Origin of the sequence: Micromonospora sp. WMMD812 (genome assembly GCF_027497215.1) — a bacterium.
GTDB lineage: Bacteria > Actinomycetota > Actinomycetes > Mycobacteriales > Micromonosporaceae > Micromonospora.
This window is the reverse complement of the sequence record NZ_CP114904.1, coordinates 1,614,164-1,637,802: the sequence shown is the minus strand read 5'-3', so window position 1 is coordinate 1,637,802 and position 23,639 is coordinate 1,614,164. Positions and strand designations below refer to the sequence as shown.

Sequence of the window (23,639 nt, the reverse complement as noted above, 5' to 3'; positions counted from 1 at the left end):
TATCGTGCTCATCGCCGAACAGAGACCCGGAGGGGCGCGTCAATGGCTCGTACACAGCTGTACCTCATCCGCCATGGCGAACAGGATCGGGCCTCCGATCACGCCCCCGACGGAGGTCTCTCGCAGCTCGGTCTCGAGCAGGCGGACCGGCTGGGCCGACGGCTGCGTAGGGTGCCTTTTGCGGCCATCCACCACAGCCCTCTGGCCCGGGCGGCCCAGACCGCCGACGTCGTCGTCGCCCACCTCCCGCAGGTGCCGAGACATGACTGCGACTTCGTGGCCGACCGAACGCCGGTGCCCTCCGCCGGACAACGTGCCCGGTACCCGGACCGGTGGCATGCCTGGCTTGACGGCGTGCCCGACGACGAGCGCGACGAGGACGCCGTGGCCCTGCAGGCCGCTGTCGAACACTTCGGTGTTACCGGCGAGGAGGACCGGTACGAACTGCTGATCACACACAACTTCGTGATCGGCTGGTTCGTTCGCCACATGCTTGATGGCCCGGCGTGGCGTTGGATCGGCCTCAACCAGGCCAACTGCGCAATCACCATCGTGCAGTGGGAACCCGATCGACCCCCGACCTTGGTCAGCTTCAACGACACTGGGCACCTGTAGCTGTACGGCATCCGCTCTTCGGCAGTTCAGGATGCCGGGCACCACGGGACGCCGAACACCGAGCGTGACGGCTCGTCGCCTACCTGCGCGCACGGACGGCGGCGAATCAGGATGCGCGGGTCCGGGCGCTGGTCTCCGTCAAGGGCGGGCAGCAAGTCTCTTCGAGGGACGAAGCGTCCTCCTCCGGCGCGCCGCGCCAGTCCGGATATTCGCTATCGCGGCATCGTGTCCCACTCGGTGATGGCGTGACACGGCCGGCGTGGTCGGGGCCAGTGCGGAGGTGACGGTGACAGACGGCGCACCGCCCGCTGCCTGGCCAGAAGCTCGCCGGATGGGACGCCTGCCGACTTCACGGTCTGCCCGTCGGGGATGAGCTTCTACGGCCCACCAGCGGCCCACCGGTACTGCACCGTTCAGTACTGACAGCGATCCGGGTGTAGTTCTGGGGCCGACGTGACCGCGCGCAGCTCGGCGGCCGTTTCGGCGATCAGGTCGGTAAGGGAGGCGCCGCTGCCGGGCGCGACCCAGCGGGCGAACGCCACCCGGAAGACCGTGACGCCCGACTCGGTGGCCAGGGTGGCCGTGGTCTCGCCGACGCCCTTGGCAATCAGGGCGGCGGCGACCGCCGCCGCCAGCGAGCCCGTCTTGCGCAGCTCGCGCTCCTGTAGCTCGGGGCTGCCCTCGATGATGGACTGGCGCACCCGAACCAGGTCGAGGCGGTCGGCGAAGATCTCGTCCGCCACCCGGTGGAAGGCGGCGATAACGGTCTCGAAAGGGGCGGCGTCCGTCTCGGCGACCGTCTTGACCAGGACCTCCTCCAGCAGCTTGCCGCCGCTGAAGAGCGCCTCGCGCTTGTCGCCAAAGAGCCGGTAGAACGTGCGTTTGTCGAGGCCGGCGCGGGCCGCAATGTCGGTGACGGTGGTCTGCTCGAAGCCGCGCTCGCGGAACAGCTCCAAGGCGGCCGCCTCCAAGCGGCCGCGCGCGTCCGGTTGCCAACGGGCCATGCCGGCGATGATATCCGATGTCACACGGCGACATCTTCCTCGGGGAGGCATGTCGCGTGGTGACATCAGGGTGTACGGTGATGACACAAGATGACATCGGTCCTTGGAAGGAACCACGATGCGCGTATTCGTCACCGGCGCCTCCGGCCACCTCGGCTCCGCGGTCCTGCCGGAACTGCTCTCCGCCGGGCACCAGGTCGTCGGCCTGGCCCGCTCCGACGCGTCGGCCGCCGCGATCGAGAAGCTCGGCGCCCAGGTGCGCCGCGGCGACTTGTCCGACCTCGACGTGCTGCGCGAGGAGGCGGCCGCCTCCGACGGCGTGATCCACCTCGCGTTCCGCCACGACCTCATGCTGACCGGCGACATGGCCGGCGCTGCTGAGGCCGACCTAGTGGCCCTCAAGGCACTGGCCGACGGCCTGGACGGCTCCGGCAAGCCATTGGTCGGCACGAGCGGGACGGCCATGCTCGCGATGGGCGGCGTCGTCGGCCGCCCTGGCACCGAACGGGACGTGTTCCCGGCCGGCTACCGGATCGACGCGGAAAACTTCGTGGCCGACCTCGCCTCGCGCGGCGTGCGCTCCTCGATCGTCCGGCTCACGCCCACGGTGCACAGCTCGCTCGACCACTACGGCTTCATCACAGCCATCATCGCCACCGCCCGACAGAACGGGTACGCCGCATACGTCGGCGAGGGCACCAACCGGTGGCCGGCCGTGCACACGCTCGACGCGGCCGACCTCTACCGGCTCGCCCTCGAGAAGGCGCCGGCCGGCTCGCGCCTGCACGCAGTCGCCGACGAGGGCGTCCCGTTCGCCGAGATCGCCGCCGCCGTCGGCCGCAACCTGGGCATCCCGGTCCGGAGCATCAGCCCCGAGGAGGCGGGCGACTACTTCGGCTTCCTCGGGTCGTTCGCGCAGATGGACAACCCGGCGTCGGCCGCGATCACCCGCGAACTGCTCGGCTGGACCCCGGCCCACCCCGGCCTGATCGCCGACCTGGACGAGGGGCACTACTTCCAGGCATGAACCACAAGCGGCGGCCCGGGACTTGTTCCCGGCCGCCGTTTCGGTTGATCGGGTACTCGGGACGAGCCCACCTGCTCGGCTTCACCGAGTACGTCACCATATTCACGACCCCCTAGCAAGCGGCCCGGCTGGTGTCGCCCAGCGGGCTGACGTAGGTGCCGACCGGCGAGGCGGGCGTGTCGTGAGGCGGGCTGTTGCGTGCACTCAATTCGGCAGTTCCGGTCGGCGAGCGGCAGGCGCCACCGTTATGCTACGTGACGCGCGGATTGCGGCAGAAGCGGACGCTTTCGCCCGAAGGGCGTTCGTAGATTTTCGGTCCGCTAAATGCTTGGTGGCCGATCGTTGGTGCGCCGTATGTTCGCCGGATGTCGATCTGGATAACCCGCTTTGATCCGCCCGCCGCCAGACCCGACGGGCTCATCCGCGTCGCAGTCAAGGACGCCATCGACATGGTCGGGGTGATCACGACTGCCGGGTGCGTGGCGGTACGTGATCGGGCGGTCCCCGCCACGTCCGATGCGCGGTGCCTCGCCGGTGTGCGCTCGGCTGGCGCTTACATCGTCGGTAAAACGACACTGACCGAGCTGTGCGTCAGCCCGGTGGGCGACAACACGACATTCGGCACCCCGGTCAACCCCGTGGCGCCCGATCGCATCCCGGGTGGTTCATCCAGCGGCAGCGCGGTGGCGGTCGCCAACGGTGAAGCGGACATCGGGTTGGGCTCCGACACCGGCGGCTCGGTCCGCATCCCCGCCGCGTGTTGCGCGATCGTGGGATTGAAGACGACCTGGGGACGAGTGCCGACCGGGGGTGTTTGGCCGTTGGCGCCCAGTCTGGACACTATCGGCCCACTTGCCCGCGACGTGGCGGGCGTCGTCACCGGGATGCGTTTGCTCGAGCCGGACTGGACGGTCGCGTCGCGTCCCGCTCGTCTGGTCGGTCGGCTGCGGATAGACGGCGTCGATGCTGCGGTCGAAGAGGTAATCGACGCCGCACTACACGCAGCTGGACTCACCGTCCGCGAGGTGCGGCTGCGCGGGTGGGACCAGACCTACGACACCCTCGACACAATCATCCTCGGCGAGCTGTGGAGGGCGCACCATGCGCTGCTTGACGCCGACGGAGTTGGCGCGTTCGTCAACGGCGGCCTGCACGCCGGCCGCGCCGTCACCGCGCAACGGTTGGCCGAGGCCATGTCCGCCCGCGCGGCGTGGCAGGCAGAGGTGGCCGCGGCACTTGGCGAGGTCGACGTTCTGGCGCTACCGACGCTGGTCGCGACCCCACCGCTGTTGACGGATTTCGCGGGCTTCCCACTCACCCAGCTGACCGCGCCGTTCAATCTCGCGGGCGTCCCTGCCATCTCCATGCCGATACCGTCACCTGGTTTAGCCGTGCCCGCTAGCCTGCAACTTGTCGGCCCAATGCGCGGCGAAGACCTGCTCTGCGCAACCGGGCTCGCGATCGAGAGGCTCTGAATCGTCCGTCCCTGCCAGGCTGGGAACAACAGAACCGCTGAAGAGCAGAGAAATCCGCTTCAGCGACGCACTCAACTCGGCAGTTCCGGTCGGCGAGCGGCAGGCGCCACCGTTATGCTACGTGACGCGCGGATTGCGGCAGATGTGCTCACCCGATCAAGCCGTGCATGTGACCGTGGCGGTAGACCGGCTTGTGGACTGCCGGCGATCCTCTTTCGGATGCCCGTTATTGCGGTGCCGTCTGCGGTGGCCGTCACTGCTGGAACAGGCGCTCGTGGTGATATGTGAGCACGGCGGAGCGTAAGGTGCTCGTCTCGTTTCGGCCGTCAACCTCGGGCCAGTCAGTCATGAGCGAGCCCGGCACAATGATTGCCATGATGCGGGGGCGTGATGGCGTGGGGTGGGTTGCGGCTGGACCGGTCGTAGGGATGGCGTTGGGTGCCGTCGACTCGGTCGTGAACCATGTGCCGGTCTGGCTTGGCGAAGTCGGCACTGCGCGCGCTGAACGTGGTGGCTGGTCGCAGGTCGCAGAGTTCGCCAGCCTGGTTCTCGACGCCGGATGGGCGTGGGCCGCGACGGCTGTGCTGGTGGGCTGGCTGGTGAGCCGGCACGCACGACCTGCTGCGGGGTTGCTGCGCGGCGCGGCAGCCGGGGGCCTCGCGTTGGTGTTCGCCACCACCGCCTACTACGGCATGGACGTGCTCTTCGACGGCGGCGCATGGTGGGGCATGGCGACCCGGTACTGGCTGATCGGCAGCGTGGTGCTCGGCCCTGCGCTCGGGGTTGCCGGCGCGTTGATCCGGCGACCCGGTTTGGCCGGGACACTCGCGGCCCTACTGGTGCCTGCCGGCGCCGCACTGCAGATGGTGGTACTGCCTCCGCCGCCGGAAAGCCTGATGGCTCAGCCGGTGCGGCTGACCGTGTGGGTATCGGCGGCAGCTGCCACCGTATTGATCAACCGTGCGAGGGGTCGTCGGGGGATTCTGGCGCCGTCAGTCAGGCCGAGCTGAGGCGCGATTGGCCGGTTCGCTGGGGCTTGCGCGATGAAGCGGATGAGGCTGTCGATGCTTCCAGAGATTGGCCATTTGGCACCCTCTCTTCGGCTACTCCGGACGCACTCGGGTCACGCACCATTACGGAGCGTAGTCGACGGGACGTTGGCGACTCCCTCGTTCGTTGGCCAGCCGCTCATTGTGGTCGGTTGTAGGCGTGGTTCGGTGTGGCTCGTCGGGGCGCCAGCCGGGCAGCGGACACCCAGAAGGCGATCACGGCCTCACAAAGGTCCGGACAGGCCCTCGACGGCGACACGATCTGGAGAAGGCGTCATCGAGGTTGAGAACCTGCATGGGGCTCACGGATCCGCGATGCGGCGAATCGTTGCGATCTGGTGGAGCCAGCTGCTCAGTTGGGTGATCTTGACAACGTCGCCGGTCTGTGGGGCGTGGATGATGAGTCCTTCGCCGAGGTACATGCCGACGTGCCGTGGGTGGGCCATGGTGCCTTTGCTGCCGGGAATGAGGATGAGGTCGCCGGGCAGCAGGCGCGCTGGCCCGGCCACGGGTTTGCCGGCGTTGACCTGTTCGGTGGTGGTGCGCGGGATGGAGATGCCGGCTGTCCGGTAGGCCGACTGCATTAGCGATGAGCAGTCGCATTGCGTGTCGGGGTTGCCGGCGTGCGGGTCGGTGCATGATCCGCCGAAGTGGTAGGGCGTGCCGAGCTGGTTCAGGGCCCAGAAGACGGCGGTCGCCGCGGCGGGTGGGGTGTTGGCGGGTAGCGCGAACCCGGCCGGCAGGGCGGCGAGTGCGTCGGTGGTGCAGTCCGTGAGGGTGTTGGTGAGATGCTCCACCAGGTGCAGTGCGTCGTCGGTCCACGTGGCGTAGGCGTGGGGGAAGGCCGAGACCTGGACCGTTTGGGCGGCCTGAGTGAGCGGCATCGTCTGCCAGCCGGGGACGGTTAGGAGTTTGTCGAAGAACCTGCCTGCCTGGTAGGCGGGCTTGGACAGCTGGGCGACGGTGCCCCAGCCCTGGCTCGGGCGCTGCTGGAACACCCCGATCGAGTCGTGGTCGTTGCGGCTGCCGAGGAATGGCAGGTTGCGCAGGCCGGACTCCTGCATGGCGGTGGCGACGCCGATGACCCAGCCCCACCGGGGAACGCTTTTCGAGACGCCGACGTCGATGATGGTTGCGGCGATTTCGAGCTGACCGCGGTCCCAGGTGCCGCCGTCGGGCGGCTGGTCGGAGGGGCGCACGCCGGGCGCGGCGACGATGCCGCACGCATCGGAGCCGCCGATGACCGACGACAGCAGCAGCATGGGCAGGCCGAAGCAGAAGACGATGACGACGGTGATGACGCCGACGATGAACTTGGTCATGTGGTTGCCTTCCGGAGAAAACACGAAAGGGTCGGTGTTCGCGCGGACGCGCGGCCGACCGGGAGCGGGCGGCGGGTGCGATAGGGGTGCAGGCCGGTGCGGGGGTGTCGAACGAGACCGGCGATCGGGTCGCCAGGTCCGGGGCGGGGCAGCGGATCGGTGACCGCTGCCCCGCGACATTGGGTGTGCGGTCAGACCTTCAGCAGGTCGAACGCGGCTACCTTGAGTTCGCCGACGTTGCCGGTGAGCACCCGGTTGGCGCGGACGATGTCGTTCTTGGCGGGCTGGTAGTGGTCGAGGTACTCGGTGATGGCCTGGTATCCGGCCCACCGGCTGCCGGCGATGGCCTTCTGGGTGTCGGCCTCGCGGATCAGGTACTTGAGGGTGCCGAGGCGTTGCTTGGCGTTGTTGATGGTCTGCGCGGACGCGTTGTCCTTGACCGGCCACACCTGCGCGACGACGTTTTCGAACTCGCGCATGGTCAGCGCCGTCTGGAGCATCCGTTCGGCGGCATCTTCGAAGGTCTGCAGGTACTTCCACATCAGGCCCAGCGCCTCGCGGGCCTGGCTGATCTGGGAGTTGACGTGGGAGGTGTGCCGGAACGTGTAGTGCCCGACAGCGTGGTGGAAGGCGGCGCGCTGCGTGTTCGCGCACACGATCCGGACAGGGCTGGCGTCCACCCGCAGTGCGGCGGTGCCGTCGTGGGAGGTCGTGCCGATCAGGTACAGATCCAGCCGGTCCACCCCGGCGATCTCCATCGCGTCGGGCAGCTTCATCGTCACGAACACGCTCTTACCGCGACGTAGACTGCCGGCGGTCTCGAAGTGGGCGCCGCCGACCTGGTCCACGAGGCGGTCCAGCATCTCGGCGCACTGCTCGTTCTGCACCACCGTGTAGTCGGTGCCGACGATCCCTAGATACTCGGTGCTCCCGGTGACGGGGTTTCGGCGCACGGTCATCCGCTTGTCGTCGGCGGGGATCTGCACCTCGACGCCGTCGACGACGTCGATACCAACCGTGCGGACGGTGCGCACACCCCAGCCGCCGAGCCGGGCGGCGGCCATGATGTCTTCGGCTTTCATCGTGTCCTGGGTGACGGTGCCGAGCTGGTGCCAGGCCGACAGGCGGGCGCTGGCGAAGGCGGTTGTTCCGTCGGAGAAGTTCTCAAGTTCGTGCGGCACGTGTATGTCCTTTCCTACGTGCCGCGGGGGCAGAGCTCTGGCTCGGCCCCCGCGGATGCGATGGGGTTGGCGGGGATCAGGGCTGGCCGGTGGTGCTGCCCGTCGCGGCTTCGGCGGCGGTGCCGTTGTCGGGCTGCGCAGGGCTGGTGAAGGTCAGCGGCGCGTCGGAGACCAGGCGGATGCGGCCGGCGGCGGCGGCCTTGGTGCAGTTGTTGCGCACCGCGCCGGAGCTGACCGAGCGGCCGAGTCGCCCGCCGATGTCGGTGGCGATGTCCTGCGGGGTCATCGCCCGGCCCGGGTCGGTGGCCAGGACCTCGAGGGTGAGCCGCTCCAGCTCGCCCCGGGCGAATGGCTGACTCCCGTCGCCGTTGACGGTCCCGTCGCTGCGGCCTGCGCGTCCGGTGATGCCTGGCGCAGGTGGGGGAGTGCGCGTGGGCAGGGTGACGGCGTGCGTCGCGCCGTCCGGGCCGAGGATGTGTAGCGTGCCGTCCGGCTGGATGAGGGGCCGCACGGCCGCCGCGGCGCTCGGCGCGCTCGTCGAACCGCGGATGGCCTGGTAGCACAGGGGGCAGCGGGGCGGGCGCGGGTTCGGGTCGACGTCGCTGGCCTTGGTGGGGCCGGCGATCCACCGTTGGCCGGGTTGGCGGCGGGCGGCGTCGGCCTGCTCCATGGCGGTGAGCAGTCGGGTGGCGGTGGGGTGTGCGATGCCGCTCTCGGCGACGATCGTGTCGAGGGTGGCGCCGTCGTCGCCGTGGTCGGCCAGGACGCCTTTGATGGCCATGACCTTGCGGTCTCCGGGGCGCGCTGACTGCACGGCGGCGACGGTGCGTGCGTCGTTGCTGCTGTCCACATCGTCGACGTCCGAGTCGTGTTCCGCGTCGTCGGTGTCGTCGTCGTGGTCTGTCGCGTTCACGGCGGTGGCGTGGCTGCCGGCGTCGACCGCCTGGCCGGGCTGCTCGTCGGTTGCGGTGTCGCCGGCGTCCGGCTCGTCGGCCGCGCTGCCGGGGCCCGGGGCAGCGACCTGCGCGGTCTTCGCCACACCGGCGCTGTCGGCCGGCAGCGTGTTGGTGGGCTCCGCCGGAGTTGCCAGGGCCCATCGGCTGGGCGTGTCTTCGGCCGCGTCGCGGTCGCGCTCGGTCGGGGCGATCAGACCGGCGTCGGCCAGGGTCCTGATCGCCTTGTCGGTGGTCGACCGTGCCTTGCCGGACTTGTCGGCCAGCTCGTGGACGGTGCCGTGACCGAGTTCGGTCAGGGCGTCGAGGACGGCCTGCGTGGCCGGCGTCAGGGACAGGTTTTCCATGTGCGATTTCCTCCTGAGGAATTGGGTGGGAAAGTCCGGTGTCGCGCCGGGGCCGGGGAGTGCCGAGTCGCGGGCAACGGTCAGCGCGGCAGCCGGTGCGCTGCCGTGTCGCTCCGTAGGCGATTGCGGTTCGGGGTCCGTTCGTGGTGTGCCGCGCCGGTGAGTCAGCAGCCCGAGTCGCTGGACTTTGTCTGCCGCGGTTTTCGGGGTGCTGGGCGCGTGGGCAGGTGTCCGCTGCCGGGCACGGTGCTGCCGGTGTTTCGAGCTGTGACCTGGGGCGGCCGGGGGCGTCGAGGTGCCGTAGGAGGCGCGGCCCTAGGTGGTGAGGTGGGCGACTTCGGCCGGGGTGAGTTGGTTCGGGGTGCGGCTGCGCCAGGCGTCGGAGTGGCGCAGGTGCCACCAGTGCAGCAGCGATCGGCAGGCTGAGGCGAGGTCGTCACACGTGGGCAGCGGGTACACGGTTGCGGGTGGGGTCCGGTGGTGCTGCGCGGCGGTGTACGCGGTCGGCGTCCACCCGTGCTCGGTCTCGGTGACGTCGCCGACGACCCGGTCGGGATAGGGGATGTCGAAGGCGGCGGCGGCCTCGGTGTCGGGCACCACCACCCAGGTTCGTTCGTCGGTGGGCCGGAGGGTGGCCACGCCGCGTGCCGGGTCGCCGGGGTGCAGGAGCAGGTGGCGTTCGTCGTTGCGGCCGAGTGTCGACCGGTGGTTGCGCCAGGCGCGGTAGGCGGTGATGAGCAGTGCGCCGAGGACGATGTGCCGTTCGCGGGCGGTGAGGGCGTCGGTGAGGGCCTGCTGGTAGCCGGCGATGTACAGGTCGGCGCGGGCGGCCAATCCGTGTCGGGCCCGGTCGGCGAGCTCATCCACCCGGGCGAGGGCGTGGTCGAGGGTGGTGGTGCTGTCGGTGAAGTCGCGGGCGGTCGTGTGCAGGACGCGGGCGAGGTCGCCGATCGGGTCGAGGGTGGCGGTGTCGTGGCGCCACAGGTGGTCGGGCAGGACGTCGTTGGTGTCGGCGGCGATGCGCCGCAGCGCGGGGTCGGTCAGGAACACGGTGTGTCTCCTGTCGTGGGTGCGGGGTTGTGGGCATGCCGAAGGCCGGTCGCAGCGGACTGCGACCGGTCCTGTCTTCGATTGGGTCAGGCGATGGCGATGGCGATGGCGCAGAGTCGGGTGTTGGAGCGCAGGCTGCGCAGGTAGCCGCAGGCCTCGTTGAGGAAGCGGAACCGGTCGGCGACGGAGTCGCTGGCGGGCAGGAGCAGGCGGCCGTCGGTGGTGATCAGGGCGTCGCCGATCAGCGCGATGCGCCAGTAGAGCCCGCTGTAGGTGGCCTCGCCGGCCTGGTAGATGGACAGCTCGTAGGGGTTGAGGGAGTGGGCGAGCATCGCCAGGACGTGGGGTTGCTGCTCGAAGCGGCGGCGGGCTTCGGCCAGGCTGACCTTCTTCGGGTCGGCGTGGTGTTGGGCGAGGTAGGCCTCCCACGCGCGGGCGGGTTTGGTGGTGGCGTTGATGTGGGTGTTCCAGACGCGCCAGCGGTGGGCGGCGTCGTGGGCGGCGGTGGCGGCGGTGCGGGTCAGGTCGAGGCGTCCTTTGCGGCCTCCGGCGGCGGTGGTGATCGCGCCGAAGCGGCGGGTGGTGTCGAGGAGGTGGTAGCTGAGGAACCGGGTGAGCCAGCCGATGAGGTGGCGGTGGCGGACCCGGTAGCGGCAGGCCGGGGTGCCGTTGGCGTGCAGCACGTCGTAGACCTTTTCGGAGGCGGCGAACCAGTCCGCGTCGTCGCCGGGGGCGAAGCAGACGGTGACCACCGTCAGCGGCGTGGACGGGGGCATGACAGGGTGCTCCCTTCGCGACAGGGGTGGGCGTGGGGCGGTGGTGTCGGATACCGGTGCCTGCGCCGGGAGGCTGCCGTGCAGGGGCGGGGGCGTGGATCACGAGCCGACCGCAACGGTGGGCTGTGGGTGATCCCGCTGGCGCGGGCAGGCTCGGGAGGGCGAGACGGGCGTTGGTGCGAGGGAAGAGATGAAGCTGCACCGTAGCGTCGTGACCTGACAGCATCAGCCCTGTCAGGAATCCCGGTCAGGGCGGTGACCTGCGCTGACAGGACCGTGCGGAGGGCTGTCAGGGTCTGTCAGAGGATGAGGATGCCCTCGTCGTAGTTCGGGTTGTCCGCGACGGGCTGGCCGTGGTCGCTGGGCAGTGCGGCGAGCCGGACCCGGCCGGTGACGCCGGTGGGGAGCCAGACGGCGTCGGCGGGGTCGCTGGTGTGGGTGGCGGTCGCGACCGGGACGTCGGGGCGGGCGACCAGTTGCCGGTGCAGGTGGTCTTCTCGTTGCCCGCTGCCGAGCCAGAACAGCACCGGGTAGCGGGGGCCGCCGCGGCGGACCAGGTCCGCGTATCGGTCGAGTTTGGCGACCACCCGGCTCAGGGGTTCGCTGCCGGTGTCGGCTTCCAGGAAGAACCCCACCGTGGTGTCGCCGACGGTCCATACGCCGTGTCCGTCGGCGGTGATGGTGCGGAACTGCTTGGTGGTCATCGACTCGGACCACCACCGCTCCAACCGCGCCCCAGTGTGGTGGCGGGCGTGTGCGCTGAGCCTGACGAAGAACTCGTTGACGGTGAGCAGGTGCCTCAGACGCGGGTTGGCCGACAGTCGGTGCACGGTTTGCCGGCTGGTCCAGGCGGTGGGCTCCGGCCGCTGGTGGGCGGCGGCCTGGAACCGGCGTCCGTGGTGGCCGAGGGTCCAGTGCCAGGGCTGGCTGCCGCCTCCGGCGCGGGCGAACCGGAACCGGTCCAGCAGGCCCAGCGCGGCGAGTTCGCCCAGCCGGATCTGGCAGGTGCGGCGGGCGTGGAACAGCATGCGGTGGATCTGGTCGGTGGTGAGGACCTGATGGTCGTCGAGCAGTTGGAGCAGCAGACGGTCGCGGGTGGTGATGTGGGGATAGATGGCCAGCAGGCTGGCAGAAGGCTGTGTCGGCACAGTTCGGTCACCCCATGGAGAGGAAACCCCGAAGGGAGTCTGGATACGTCGATCTTGTTTCTGGTCGTGTCCTCGATCGGGCTCGGGCAGGTCAGGCACCTGACAGGACGGGCGTGAGGGCCTCGTGCGGGGGCTCGTCTCGCAGACACCCCCAAACGAGCCCCCGATGCCGCAGCCAGCCGAGCCCCCACCGGCACGACCGGGGGATCAGCGTTCAGTCATGCGCCGCTTCATCGCGGTACGAGCGAGCCGCTGCATCGGCGGCTCCCCGCCGCTGTGGCTGCCGGCGGCGGCGCAGGCCTGCCGGATCGCGGTCGCCTCGCCCCGCACCGGCGCCGGCGGGTGCGTGACGAACGTGAACGCGGGCAGCTCCCGGTTGCCGACCAGCAGCCGGGCGGCGGCGGTGTAGACGTCGAGGTGAGCCAGGTCGTGCTCGTCCAGCTCGGGTTTCGTGTGCCGGGACAGCTCCCGCGCGTCGGCGGGGTCGACGGTGAAGAACAGCTTCGACCGTGCGTTGGCCGACACCGCCGCGGCGACGTCGGTGGGCAGCTGGGCGAGGTCCTGATGTGCCAACACCAGCCCGAGCCGGAACCCGCGTGCTTCGGCGAGCATGTCGCCGATGCTGCCGGGCAGGGTCAGGAAGTTCTGGCACTCGTCGATGTACAGGCAGGCGTCTCTGCGCTGCTGTTCGCCGGTGGTGGCGCGGGCGATGGCGGCCTGCCACACCCGGGCGACGATCAGCGACCCGAGGATGCGGCTGGTCTCCTCCCCGAGGATGCCCTTGGGCAGCCGGCACAACAGCACCCCGCCGTCGAGGACCGCGCCCATGTCGAACGACGAGTGAGCGTTGCCGATCACGCTCTTGACGAAGTCGCGCAGCAGGAACGCCCGCAGCCGGGCGAGGACGGGGGCGATGACCTGGCCCCGGAACTGCTCGTTGATGCCGTCGTACCAGAGCCAGAACCCGCCGAGGCCGTCCGGGTCGTCCAGGCCGTGGGTGAACCTGGCCCGGAACTCCCGGTCCTGCAACAGCGACGGCACCAGACTCAGCGTCGGTTTCGCGTGCCGCATCAGCGTCAGGCAGGCCACCCGCATGGTGTCGTCCATGCGCGGTCCCCACTGACCGTGGAAGATCTTCGCGAAGATCCCCACCAGGTTGTCCACCGCCAGGTGCGGGTCACCCTGGTCGTCGAGGGGGTTGAAGCAGCCCGGGTTCTCCTGGTCCGGGTCAATGATCACGATCTTGTTCGCGGACGAGGCGGGAAGCCGGTCGAGGACGTCGGTGATCAGGTCCCCACGCGGGTCGATGACCACCGTCCCGCGGCCGGCTGTGATGTCGCCGACGATCATGTTCAGCAGCAGCGTGCTCTTCCCGACGCCGGTCTTACCGACCACGTGCACGTGCTGGCGGGCGTCGGCCATTCGCAGGCCGACACTGTGGCCGCCGATCTGCGAGCGGCCCAGCACCTTCACCCCTCGGCCGCCGGCCGGTACCTGCACCGGCGCCGGCGCGGCCTTGGCCCGCGCCCGGTCCAGGCCCGGCACCGCGAGGTCGCGCGGCAGCGCGGCGAGGGCCGCGAGTTCCGGCACGGTGGCCAGGAACCCGCGCCGCAGCCTGCGCCCCGCGAGGGCGGCGACCGGCCGGCGCATCCGCATGCGGCGCAGCCGGTTCGGGCCGGTGTAAGTCGCGGCGGCCGCGGCGATGCTGTGCCTCAGCCCGACCAGGCGGGCGCGGACCTGCTTGACCCGTGCCGTGTCCGGTGGCGTCCGGTCCGCGTCGGCTGCCACGGCGAACCGCACCGCGATCTCGTAATGCGGCACCCGCACGGCCTTGTCGACGATGCTGCGGGCGTCGGCGGCGGCCACGGGGTCCCGCTCGGCCGGCCGCGCCGCGGCGTGCGACGGGGTGTGTGGCCGGGACGCGCCGGGCGTGAATGCGTCCACAAGCCACAGCAGGGGCTCGATGGCCAGCCGCGCCGCGCCCGACACCGCACGGGCTGCCACGTCCGGCCGCCCGTGAGGGTGGGTACTCGTGGCCGCCGCCCGGCGGGCCGCGCGGACGCGGCGCGCGGGTGCGGGGCGGGCGAGGATCTGCACGCACACGTGTTCGCGGTGCCGGACCTCCGCGCCGGCGGCGAGCAGCGCCCGCAGCGGGTCGGCGTCGTGGTCGCTGCGCAGCGGCAGCCCGTCCGACCGGTGCGGCCAGTACGCCCCACCCACCTGCTCGCCCACCTCGGCCGGGATCGGCGCGGCGGCGTCGGCGACGGTCAGGGTGGCGGCCGGCCAGGCCGCGCGGACGGCGGCCTCGACCGCGCCCGCCGGCACCGCGCCAGGCACCCACACCCTGATCGTCAGGGCCCGGCCGGTCCAGGTGTACTCCCAGCCGACGTGCGGGACGCCGAACACGCGCCCCCGCCAGGCCGCCGGCGTCAGCACACCGGTGAGGGTGGTCCAGAACGCGGCGGCGGCTTCCTCGGTGACCTCAGGTGGTGCGGCGATGGTCACCCACCGCGCGCCGGTCGCGAACCGCCGGTGCCGCCAGGCGAGCATCTGATCCCGGGCGAACACCGTGCCGACGATGACGGCGGCGGCGAGCAAGCCCAGCCACGGCCGGGCGATGACCCACTGCCACATCTCGGTGGGCCATGGCGCGCTGGTCGTCGTGCTCATTCGTCCTCCCGATCCGGGTTGTCGGAACTACCAAGAGTTGATCAATGCCGATGGTGTGGTGGGGTGTACGCGGTGGCCAGTCCGCGGGTGTCGCCGTGACCCGAGCGCTGAACCTGGGGGACTGGCGCCACGACCTTGGCGAGTGCGGCCGTCTGCACGTGCGGTTCGGCAAGGGCAGCCGCGGTCGTGGCGCGATGCTCGCCACGGCCGCTCGCGGACACACGGCACAACGGTCAGGCACTGACACCGCCGGGCATCGCGTTCCCGGGCCGCGCGCTGGCAGCCGTGTACGGAACCCGTCGACCTGTGTCGGGCGGATTATTTCCCCGGCCGGATGTCGGATCGGGCGGCCCGCCGGTCGTCTACTCAATAGAAAGAGTTGACGCGACAAAGGAGGCAGCTCAGATGACAGCGGCAGCTATGCCCAACCCGATCCCGGACACCTACCGCCGGGTAACGCCCTGCCTGGTCGTCCAGGGTGCCGCGAAGGCCTTGGACTTCTACGCCGACGTGTTCGGCGCCACCGAGCGGATGCGCTTCCCCGGCCCGGGCGGCAGCGTTGCCCACGCCGAGATCCAGATCGGTGACGCGGTAGTTATCGTCGAGGACGAGGACCCGCAGCGCGGCACCACCGCCCCACCCGTCGGTGGCCTGCCCGGCACGCCAGTGTTCCAGTTCATCTACGTCGAGGACGTGGACACCACCGTGGCGCGGGCCGTCGAGTACGGCGCGGTCTTGCAGCGTGCGCCGGAGAACCAGTTCTACGGTGACCGGGACGGGTTCATCATCGACCCGTTCGGGCACGGCTGGGTGGTCGCCTCCCACCTGGAGGACGTCGGCCCAGACGAGATGAGTCGCCGGCTGGCCGCCATGTTCGGGCAGGCCGACGCCACGAAGGAGCCACGATGAAATACGTGCTGATGTTCGCCGACACCGAACAGTTCGCCGCGGACCTGGCCGCCATGGACGAGCCCGAACGCGAACACGCCTACGCCCGCGTCCACCAATGGTTCGCCGAACACCACGACAAGATCATCCACCACACCCACTTGATGCCGCCGGACAGCGCGACCACCGTGCGCCTCGACCAAGGCGAACCCTTGATCACCGACGGGCCGTTCGTTGAAGGCAAGGAAGTCGTCAGCGGCTTCGCCGAAATCGACGTCGCCGACCTCGACGAAGCACTACGGCTGGCCCGGTCCTGGCCCGCCTGCCCGATCGTGGAGATTCGACCCATCGCGGCATGACCCCACCCAGCCACGCCGAGCTGGCCCGCGCAGTCCGTGAACACGCGGGCCGGCTCGCCGCCGCCCTCATGCCCCTGGTCGGCGACTTCTCCACAGCCGAGGACCTCGTCGCCGACGCCATCGAGGCCGCCCTCACCCACTGGCCAGACGAAGGCATCCCCGACCGGCCCGACGCCTGGCTCTACACCGTCGCCCGCCGCCGCGGCCTCGATTTCCTCCGCCGGGAAAGCCGCTACCGGGAGAAACTCGCCCTCGTACCGTGGCCGGCCGAGCCCGAACCCGACGACCGACTCCGGCTCATCTTCACCTGCTGCCACCCTGCCTTGTCCCGCGCCGCCCAAGTCGCGCTAACCCTGCGCGTGGTCTGCGGACTAACGACCGCGCAGATCGCCCACGCCTTCCTCATCCCGGAGGCCACCGTCGGGCAACGCATCACCCGCGCCAAACGCAAAGTCAGCCAGGCCGGCATCCCGTACCGGATCCCCGACCCCGACGACCTCGGCGCCCGCCTCACCGAGGCCCTCGCCGTCATCTACCTGCTCGGCAATGAGGGCTACCTGTCCAGGGGTAGCGAACACACCCATTCGCGGGATCTTCTCGACGACGCCGAGTTCCTCGCCAGCCTGCTGCACCACCTCATGCCCACCGAACCCGAAGCCACCGGACTACTCGCACTCATCCGGCTGCACCGCGCCCGGACAGCCGCCCGTTTCACCGTCGATGGCCAGATCGTTCCGCTCAAAGACCAGGACCGGTCGCGGTGGGACCACGACGCCATCGCCGACGCCGGCCGGGTGATCGCCCGCGCCGCCGCCCTCAAACGACCCGGCCCCTACCAGCTCCAAGCCGCCATCGTCGCCTGCCACAGCGAAGCAAAACAGTGGGACGACACCGACTGGACACAGATCCTCGTCCTCTACGACATGCTCCTGTACCTGGCCCCATCACCGGTGATCAGGCTGCACCGCGCCATCGCCCTACGCTATGTCACCGGACCGGCCGCAGCACTCTCCGAGGTGGACGCCCTCGGCCGCCACCTGGACAACTATTACCTGCTCCACGCCACCCGCGCCGAAATTCTCCGCGACCTGGGTCGCACCTGCGAAGCCCGCGACGCCGACCAACGCGCCCTGAAATTGACCGCCAACCCGGCCGAAAACCTAGTTCTGCGTCAACGCCTCTCCTGGATGTGACAGCGGCCACCGATACTTCGCCCGACAGGGCGGCGTCTGAGCTCGACCTTCCCCGCGCAAGGCCGGCCCCATCGGTGCCGGCTGACCAATTGCACTCCGCACCGACGAAGGCCCGACCAACAACGTGGTGCCGATTCCCGCGTGACAGAGCGCCTGGCTCCGATCTCGCGAGTGTGGTCATGGGGCCCTTCGTACGGAGCTGTGCTGCGTACCCTGCCCGTCGCAACAAATTCGGTGGAGCGGGGCAGCCCGCCGTTTCATTCTGTTCGTGATGGGCTGTGAGGACGACGACTGCGCGCACGAGTGGCACTACGCGCCGTACCGCACCGGCCTGGGCGCGCTGCAGCGCGGCCAGGGTGCCGCGGCGGCCTGGCTGCAGGATCAGCCGGATCACGGACACCTGGTCTACACCTGCACCGGTCGCGACACCCGGTGGGACTGGCAGGTCGACGATCGCTACACATACCTGGCCCGGCTGCTGCACGACCTGCGCCTGGACGCGACCCCACTGGTCACGCAGCTTCGCGCCTGCGGCCCGTACCGTCCCTGGCCTCAAGCGGACCCGACCGATGATGACAACCAGTTCAACCTTGCCGTCGGCATCTTGGAGGCGCTCGCCCGCAAAGGGAACACGCAGGCAACCGACACGCTGCGCGGATATGTCCGCGACGGCATCCGCTGGATCGATGCCCTGACCACGCTGGCCCATAGCTGGCCGGCGCAGTGGTGGGACGACCTGTGGGAGACCGCGGCCAGGCGTATCAGGTCCGAAGATGCGGCCGAGGTACTACCAGCCTCTGAGCCATGGCCGCGCTGGCGGGGTCGGGATCCGAGGATCGACACCGTCCTGAACACCGCGCAGCGCAGCCGACAGGATGCGCGAGATCGCCGGGTCGATCTATCGACCACCAGTGACACCGAATTGGTTGCGCTCCTGCAGGCGCCGGACACCGGCCGTGCCGTGAAGGTATCCGCACTGCACCAGATCCGCCGCAATGCACGGCCCGTACCGGAATTGCTCGACGCGGTCGAGCAGTTGGCGGCCGAACGGCAAGCCGGACTGTTCGGTGCGCTCAGGATCCTCGGCCCGCAGGTCCTCCCAGCCGCACGAGGCTGGGCTGTCGACACCGAACACCCGCTGTTTGACGCCGCCGCGCATCTTCTCGCCGAGCACGGCGAGGAGCAGGACATCCTGGCGATCCTCGCCGCACTCGACCGGCTCACCGACGAGTGGTGCGGCCACGACCGGCTCACCGAGGGCCTGGCCAGGATCCTCGCCAGCTCCCCATCAGCCTCCCATGCCGACGTGCGAGCAACCCTGATCCGCCGGTTACGCTGGTGGACCCATGCATCGCCACACAGTTACGAGCGAAGCAGCTACCTGCGCAGCCTGTTGCTGCTCGATCCCGACAAGACGACAGGCGCACTGCCGTCCTACCTCCTCGACTGTGAGCCGGGCGTTCGGCTGCTGGCCGCTCAACACGCCCCGCTCACCGACCAGACGCGGCGCTGGCTGCTCACGCTACGCGACGACCCTATTGAAGAGGCATCCGTGCGTCAGGCCGCATGCACACGCCTCAACTCGAGCTGAAACCGCACACATATCCACTGAATTCGCTCCACGACCCGGCGGCCCCTACGGTGAGTGTCGCAGCGAACATCCGCACACCGGCAGGAGCGGACACCACCGCCCTGGACGTTGCATCGCCCGGATCGCGGCTATGAGCGGATGTTCAGAGGACCAGAAGCGACGGCCGATGTAATTGAACCCTGGCGGGTGCAATCACCTCGGCTCGGGCGAGCGCGCCGTTTTGATCCCGTCTTCTCGTCGTGTGCACTGCGGCCACTGGCGACCGCGCAGGCAAGGCGTACCGCCGGCTCATCCGACGGGCGATCCCACCGGCACCGGCACCGGTTCTGGCGCCAGCGCGGGGGCCGTTGCCTCCTGCCCCTCCACACGCAGCTGCGGGAGCTAGCGGTCGAGCCACCCCGGCAGCCACCAGTTCGCACGGCCGAGCAGCGCCATCGTCGCCGGGACGAGGATCATCCGCACCACGGTTGCGTCGAGCGCGATCGCGACCGCCAGCCCGAGCCCGATCATCTTGACGAACGGGTTCGGGTTGACCACGAAGGACAGGAAGACGGCCATCATGATCAGCGCGCCGCAGGTGATGACGGGTCCCGAGGCAGCCAGCCCGCGGGCGACGGACTCGACGTAGTCGCCGGTAGCCGCATACGCCTCTCGGATGCGTGACAGGAGGAAACCTCGTAGTCCATCGACAGTCCGAACAGCACGGCGAAGAAGATGGCCGGCAGCGGCGAGGCGATGAGGTAAGTGTCCTGCAGGCCGATCAGCCCGCCGAGCCAACCCCACTGGAACACCGCGACGACGACGCCGTAGGCCGCGCCGATGGACAGCAGGTTCATGACCGTCGACTTGAGCGCCACAGTGACCGAATGAAACACAACCATCAGCAGCAGGAACGAGGCCGCCAACACCGCGCTGAGCAGCGGCGGCAGCGTGTCGGCTAGCTGCGGCAGCCCCGGACGCGCCTACGTTGATCCAGTGCACCGAGGCCCGTTCACGCGCTGGCCGACGCCGTCCTCGCCGCCGTGCTGTTCGTGCTCACGCTGCTGCTCACCGACGGGGCGGGCGACTCCGTGGTGCTGCGCGACGTCGGCGCCGTCCCGCCCTGGATCGTGCTGCTGCTCGCGGTCGCTGTTGCCGGAGCCGCTGTCAGCGACCCCGCACACCAGGTCTGCCTTGAGCGTCACACCCGGGCCTGGGCGGGGTCGCGGCCGGCGGTGGCTCGAATGGTCCGGGGCCAGGTCCATGCGGCGCGCAGGATGAAGGCCAGGAGCAGCAGCTCGAGTCCGATGGAGAGGCCGTAGAAGTAAAAGTAGGTCCAGGACTCGCCCTCCGCGTTGTACACCGAGACGGGGATGTAGAGCGTTGCCACGACGAGGTTGGTGGCGCGGTTGACACGGGCGGGGAGTGTCGTGGAGAGCAGGATCATGAGGATCGGGATGGCCATGAGCGTGAGCGCAAGGGCGACAAAGGTTGGGCCGGTGTCGAACTCATGAACGACGCCGACCAGGATGTCGTCGATGAAGCCGGGCTTGTACAGGGCGAGGTAGTCGACGTAGATGTAGAGGAACATGAAGCTGGCCCAGGCCGCGGCGAGCTTCGCCTGGACCGGGATGTGCGCTTCCTGGAGCGCACCGGCTGGCCTGTCGGTTCTGGTCATCACGTCTCCTGTGTGCTGGCGTCAGCCGGGTCGGCTCACTCGATGTCTTAACCATGACCAGCGTTGACGGGCGCCACATCCGCTTGCGGGCTCGAGCTGTCCTGGCCGCAGGCGCGGGACAGCCGCAGTACTTTCGGCTGATACGCCCGAGCGGCGGCCCCCCTACGTTGTCCGGGAGGGGGAAGCATGCTTGCTGGGATCTGGGCTGAGCCTCGCCCCGCGCGCCCGCCGGTGCGGGTCTGGCGGGACTGGGCGCTGTCCTCGGCTCTTGTCGCGATCTCGCTCGTCGAGGTACTGCTGCGCGACGACAGGGCGTGGGCGCCGCTGCTGGTCGGTGTCAGCGTCGTGGTCGCGGCGTGCCTGCTGTGGCGACGCACGCGGCCGCTGGCCGCAGTCACCGTTGCCTTCGGAGCCGTTCTCGCGTTCGACATCGCGAGGATCGCGGTCATTGATGCCACCGGTCTGCTGGGCATCGCAGGGCTGCTTGTGTTGCCCTACGCCCTGCTGCGCTGGGGAGCAGGTCGCGAGGCTGCCCTCGGACTCGGCATCATCCTCATCTGGCTACCCGTCACCCTCATCGCGGACCCGACCTCACCCGCGGAGAAGGTCGCCGGCTACGGCTTCTTCCTGTTCTCGGCCGCGCTCGGCGCGGCAGTGCGCTACCGCACCAGAAGCCACGACCGCGACATCGAGCAGGTGCGGCTTCACCAGCGCAACGAACTCGCCCGCGAGCTGCACGACACGGTCGGCCACCGCGTCTTGGCCATCGCCGTCCAGGCACAGGCAGGTCGCGCGCTGTCCGCCGCAGATCCGAAGCGCGCGCTGGCCACCCTGGTCACCATTGAGGAAGAGGCGTCCCGGACGCTCAAGGAGATGCGAGCCCTCGTAGGCGTGCTGCGCGACGGAACGGACGCCGATCTCGCCCCCCGGCGAGGGGTGGTGGACGTCGAACGACTCGCTCGTCCCGGCGGCGAGGTGCTGGGCGTCCGCGTGCAGGTCTCCGGTGACGTCGAGGCCGTTGAGCCAGCAGTCAGCACCGCCCTCTACCTGATCGCCGCCGAGGCGGTCACCAACGCGACCCGCCACGCCTCCGGCGCCACCCACGTCACCGTCGACGTCACCGCATCCCGCAGCCAGGTGCACCTGCGAGTGCGCGATGACGGCGAGGCGAGTACGACCAGCTCCCCGCACGCCGGCTACGGGCTGCGCGGCATGGCCGAGCGGGTGAGCCTGCTCGGCGGCACCCTCCGGGCGGGACCTGACCCGGACGGCGGCTGGAGCGTCGTCGCCTCGCTGCCTCGGACAGCGCGCGCGTCATGACCATCCGCGTGCTGGTCGCTGACGACCAGGACATCGTCAGGGCAGGGCTCTGCATGATCTTGGACGCCCAACCGGGCATCGCCGTCGTCGGCGAGGCCGCTGACGGCCGCCGGGCGATCGCCATGGCCCGTTCGCTGCGTCCCGATGTGTGCCTGCTGGACATCCGCATGCCCGAGGTCGACGGGATCGAAGCCACCCGCCAGCTCGCCGGGGCCGACGTCGCCGATCCTCTGGCCGTCGTCGTCATCACCACTTTCGACCTCGACGAGTACGTCTACGGCGCGCTGAAGGCAGGCGCCCGAGGCTTCCTCCTCAAGGACGCCGGCGCCGAGATGCTCACCCAGGCCATCCATGCCGCCGCCCGCGGCGACGCCCTGATCGCACCGAACATCACCGCGAGGCTCCTGTCCTCCTTTGCGAACAGCCGCTCGCGCTCGGTGCCAGCTGAGCCTGTCGAGCCGCTGACCGCTCGCGAGGAACAGGTCCTGCTGGCTGCCGCTCGCGGGCGGACCAACAGCGAGATCGGCGATGAGCTGTCCATCAGCCTCAGCACCGTCAAGACCCACATCGCCGCCCTGATGCGCAAGCTCAACGCCCGCAACCGCGTCGAGATCGTCATGTGGGCCTACGAGACACGCCGCGTCGGCACCTGATCGGCGCCCGCATACTCGAATCGCGGAAGCAGGAGCGCCGGGGGGCCGGATAAGGCGAGGAACTCACCTCGGGCGGGTTGAGTGGGCATGCCGCTGGCTTCGGGCGCACCGTCGGACGTCCGGCGGCTGTCCCTTCCTACACAGGTTGCGCCCTGCGGTGTCCCGGTCGTGTGTCACGGTGCTCGGTGCCCCGAAGGATCGACCGCCGTGTCGGCGGCGGCCGACCCGTTACGGCTCCGACATCCCGCAGGCGCGCTAGTCGTACCGATCGCCGTCGTGCACGACGACGGCAGGGCACGCGGGCCCGGCGAGCCGACGGCATCGAGCGCGACGTCCGCTTCTCGGCACTTCCGGACACTCCACCGCGTGGCAGTCGGTCACGCTCCGTGACACGCTGTCCGCGGATGTGCGGACGCCTCGGCTGTTGACTCTCACATCGTGTCAGGGGCCAGGATGGAGTCGTGTTCAGCATCGGAGACTTCGCCGCGCTTGGTCGCGTATCGGTGCGCATGCTGCGTCACTACGACGCGATCGGGCTGCTGACGCCAGCCAAGACTGACCCGGCCACCGGGTACCGCTATTACCAGGCCGACCAGCTGCGCCGGCTCAACCGGATCATCGCCTTGAAGGATCTCGGCCTGACCCTTGAGAAGGTCGCTGCCATTCTCGACGACAAGGTCGGCGTCGAGCAGCTGCACGGCATGCTGCGGCTTCGTCGAGCGCAGCTAGAGGTGCAGTTGAGCGCCGACACCGCCCGGGTGATCAGCATCGAGGCGCGACTGCGCATGATCGAGGAGGAGGGATACATGAGCACCGAGGACGTGGTACTCAAGCAGATCGCGCCCGCCCGTGTGGCCGAACTGTCCGCGCTGGCTGCCAGCTACGACGCTGAGGACATCGGCCCGGTGATCGGACCGTTGTACAACGAGATGTGGCGCCGCCTGGGCGTTACTGGAGTTCGCCCGAGCGGGGCACCGATCGCGTACTACGAGCCGGACCCCGGCGCAGGCGGCGACGGGCAGGCCGTGCGCGTGCACGCGGCCGTCGAGGTGGCATCCGACACGAGCGCCGCTCATGGCCTCGACCTGCTCGACCTGCCGCGTATCGAGTCAGCAGCGACGATCGTGCACCGTGGTCCGATGGACGAGGCATTCCGCAGCATGCAGATCCTGGCCCGTTGGATCGACGACAACGGGTACAAGCCGGCGGGTTATGCCCGGGAAGTCTGCCTCCAGTTCGATCCACAGAACCCGGCCAACTGGGTACACGAATTCCAGCTCGAAGTGACTCGGGCATAGGGCACAAGGCGCAGGCTCGCAGCGGTCGGCAGCAAGCTGACCGCCCTGACATCGGCACGACCG

Annotated in this window: 22 protein-coding genes; 11 read left to right on the top strand and 11 right to left on the bottom strand. The window is 69.7% G+C overall.

All coding sequences use genetic code 11. The features are described from left to right. The first annotated feature begins 42 nt into the window (after positions 1-42). Positions 43-615, top strand: coding sequence for a histidine phosphatase family protein (locus tag O7603_RS07565; RefSeq protein WP_281574960.1), 573 nt, complete (start codon positions 43-45; stop codon positions 613-615). A gap of 413 nt (positions 616-1,028) precedes the next feature. Here the strand turns inward: O7603_RS07565 and O7603_RS07560 are convergent, their stop codons facing one another. Further along, positions 1,029-1,619 carry a TetR family transcriptional regulator gene (locus tag O7603_RS07560; protein WP_281574959.1) on the bottom strand — a complete coding sequence of 197 codons (591 nt, stop codon included), beginning with the start codon at positions 1,617-1,619 and terminating at the stop codon, positions 1,029-1,031. Between the two features lie 118 nt (positions 1,620-1,737). On the opposite strand from O7603_RS07560, the gene O7603_RS07555 reads away from it, so the two are divergent. From O7603_RS07555 to O7603_RS07545, 3 genes are all read left to right on the top strand, one after another. Continuing rightward, positions 1,738-2,646, top strand: coding sequence for an SDR family oxidoreductase (locus O7603_RS07555; RefSeq protein ID WP_281574958.1), 909 nt, complete (start codon positions 1,738-1,740; stop codon positions 2,644-2,646). 365 nt (positions 2,647-3,011) lie between these two features. Further along, positions 3,012-4,121 (top strand): amidase, encoded by a 1,110-nt coding sequence (locus O7603_RS07550; RefSeq protein WP_281574957.1) that lies wholly within the window; start codon positions 3,012-3,014, stop codon positions 4,119-4,121. 434 nt (positions 4,122-4,555) lie between these two features. After that, the gene (locus tag O7603_RS07545; protein ID WP_281574956.1) at positions 4,556-5,131 is read left to right on the top strand and encodes a hypothetical protein; all 576 of its coding nucleotides are present in this window, start codon (positions 4,556-4,558) and stop codon (positions 5,129-5,131) included. Between the two features lie 341 nt (positions 5,132-5,472). Here the strand turns inward: O7603_RS07545 and O7603_RS07540 are convergent, their stop codons facing one another. The 7 genes from O7603_RS07540 to O7603_RS07510 all read right to left on the bottom strand — a co-directional run bounded on the left by O7603_RS07540 (position 5,473) and on the right by O7603_RS07510 (position 14,617). Continuing rightward, positions 5,473-6,492, bottom strand: a complete 1,020-nt coding sequence (locus O7603_RS07540; protein WP_281574955.1) for a C40 family peptidase — start codon at positions 6,490-6,492, stop codon at positions 5,473-5,475. A gap of 191 nt (positions 6,493-6,683) precedes the next feature. Then, positions 6,684-7,673, bottom strand: a complete 990-nt coding sequence (locus O7603_RS07535) for a DUF932 domain-containing protein (RefSeq protein ID WP_281574954.1) — start codon at positions 7,671-7,673, stop codon at positions 6,684-6,686. Positions 7,674-7,749: 76 nt separating this feature from the next. Next, positions 7,750-8,973: a MarR family winged helix-turn-helix transcriptional regulator gene (locus tag O7603_RS07530; RefSeq protein WP_281574953.1), complete on the bottom strand. Its 1,224-nt coding sequence runs from the start codon at positions 8,971-8,973 to the stop codon at positions 7,750-7,752. Between the two features lie 315 nt (positions 8,974-9,288). Next, positions 9,289-10,023, bottom strand: coding sequence for a hypothetical protein (locus tag O7603_RS07525; protein WP_281574952.1), 735 nt, complete (start codon positions 10,021-10,023; stop codon positions 9,289-9,291). An 86-nt stretch (positions 10,024-10,109) separates the two neighbouring features. Then, on the bottom strand, positions 10,110-10,799 hold the full coding sequence (locus O7603_RS07520; RefSeq protein WP_281574951.1) for a hypothetical protein: 690 nt from the start codon (positions 10,797-10,799) through the stop codon (positions 10,110-10,112). Between the two features lie 299 nt (positions 10,800-11,098). After that, positions 11,099-11,947 carry a replication-relaxation family protein gene (locus O7603_RS07515; protein WP_281574950.1) on the bottom strand — a complete coding sequence of 283 codons (849 nt, stop codon included), beginning with the start codon at positions 11,945-11,947 and terminating at the stop codon, positions 11,099-11,101. Positions 11,948-12,154: 207 nt separating this feature from the next. Beyond that, the gene (locus O7603_RS07510; protein WP_281574949.1) at positions 12,155-14,617 is read right to left on the bottom strand and encodes a DUF87 domain-containing protein; all 2,463 of its coding nucleotides are present in this window, start codon (positions 14,615-14,617) and stop codon (positions 12,155-12,157) included. A 405-nt stretch (positions 14,618-15,022) separates the two neighbouring features. Here O7603_RS07510 and O7603_RS07505 point away from each other — a divergent pair, with 405 nt between their 5' ends. From O7603_RS07505 to O7603_RS07490, 4 genes are all read left to right on the top strand, one after another. Next, positions 15,023-15,526 carry a VOC family protein gene (locus O7603_RS07505; RefSeq protein WP_281574948.1) on the top strand — a complete coding sequence of 168 codons (504 nt, stop codon included), beginning with the start codon at positions 15,023-15,025 and terminating at the stop codon, positions 15,524-15,526. Continuing rightward, a complete protein-coding gene (locus O7603_RS07500; RefSeq protein ID WP_281574947.1) occupies positions 15,523-15,864 on the top strand; it encodes a YciI family protein in 342 nt (113 codons plus the stop codon). Before O7603_RS07505 ends, O7603_RS07500 begins: the two co-directional genes overlap by 4 nt. Further along, positions 15,861-17,057 (top strand): sigma-70 family RNA polymerase sigma factor, encoded by a 1,197-nt coding sequence (locus tag O7603_RS07495; protein ID WP_281574946.1) that lies wholly within the window; start codon positions 15,861-15,863, stop codon positions 17,055-17,057. The genes O7603_RS07500 and O7603_RS07495 overlap by 4 nt, the downstream gene beginning before the upstream one ends. A gap of 271 nt (positions 17,058-17,328) precedes the next feature. Further along, positions 17,329-18,648, top strand: coding sequence for a hypothetical protein (locus O7603_RS07490; protein ID WP_281574945.1), 1,320 nt, complete (start codon positions 17,329-17,331; stop codon positions 18,646-18,648). Positions 18,649-19,029: 381 nt separating this feature from the next. On the opposite strand, the gene O7603_RS07485 is transcribed toward O7603_RS07490, so the two are convergent. From O7603_RS07485 to O7603_RS07475, 3 genes are all read right to left on the bottom strand, one after another. Then, positions 19,030-19,305 (bottom strand): MMPL family transporter, encoded by a 276-nt coding sequence (locus tag O7603_RS07485; RefSeq protein WP_281576639.1) that lies wholly within the window; start codon positions 19,303-19,305, stop codon positions 19,030-19,032. After that, positions 19,212-19,556 (bottom strand): hypothetical protein, encoded by a 345-nt coding sequence (locus O7603_RS07480; RefSeq protein WP_281576925.1) that lies wholly within the window; start codon positions 19,554-19,556, stop codon positions 19,212-19,214. Before O7603_RS07480 ends, O7603_RS07485 begins: the two co-directional genes overlap by 94 nt. A gap of 272 nt (positions 19,557-19,828) precedes the next feature. Further along, positions 19,829-20,305 carry a DUF6326 family protein gene (locus tag O7603_RS07475; protein WP_281574944.1) on the bottom strand — a complete coding sequence of 159 codons (477 nt, stop codon included), beginning with the start codon at positions 20,303-20,305 and terminating at the stop codon, positions 19,829-19,831. Positions 20,306-20,491: 186 nt separating this feature from the next. Here O7603_RS07475 and O7603_RS07470 point away from each other — a divergent pair, with 186 nt between their 5' ends. The 3 genes from O7603_RS07470 (at position 20,492) to O7603_RS07460 (ending at position 23,576) form a co-directional block, all read left to right on the top strand. Then, the gene (locus O7603_RS07470) at positions 20,492-21,625 is read left to right on the top strand and encodes a sensor histidine kinase (RefSeq protein ID WP_281574943.1); all 1,134 of its coding nucleotides are present in this window, start codon (positions 20,492-20,494) and stop codon (positions 21,623-21,625) included. Continuing rightward, positions 21,622-22,278, top strand: a complete 657-nt coding sequence (locus O7603_RS07465; RefSeq protein WP_189050226.1) for a response regulator transcription factor — start codon at positions 21,622-21,624, stop codon at positions 22,276-22,278. Before O7603_RS07470 ends, O7603_RS07465 begins: the two co-directional genes overlap by 4 nt. Before the next feature lie 461 nt (positions 22,279-22,739). Continuing rightward, positions 22,740-23,576, top strand: coding sequence for a MerR family transcriptional regulator (locus tag O7603_RS07460; RefSeq protein WP_281574942.1), 837 nt, complete (start codon positions 22,740-22,742; stop codon positions 23,574-23,576). The last annotated feature ends 63 nt before the right edge of the window (positions 23,577-23,639 follow it).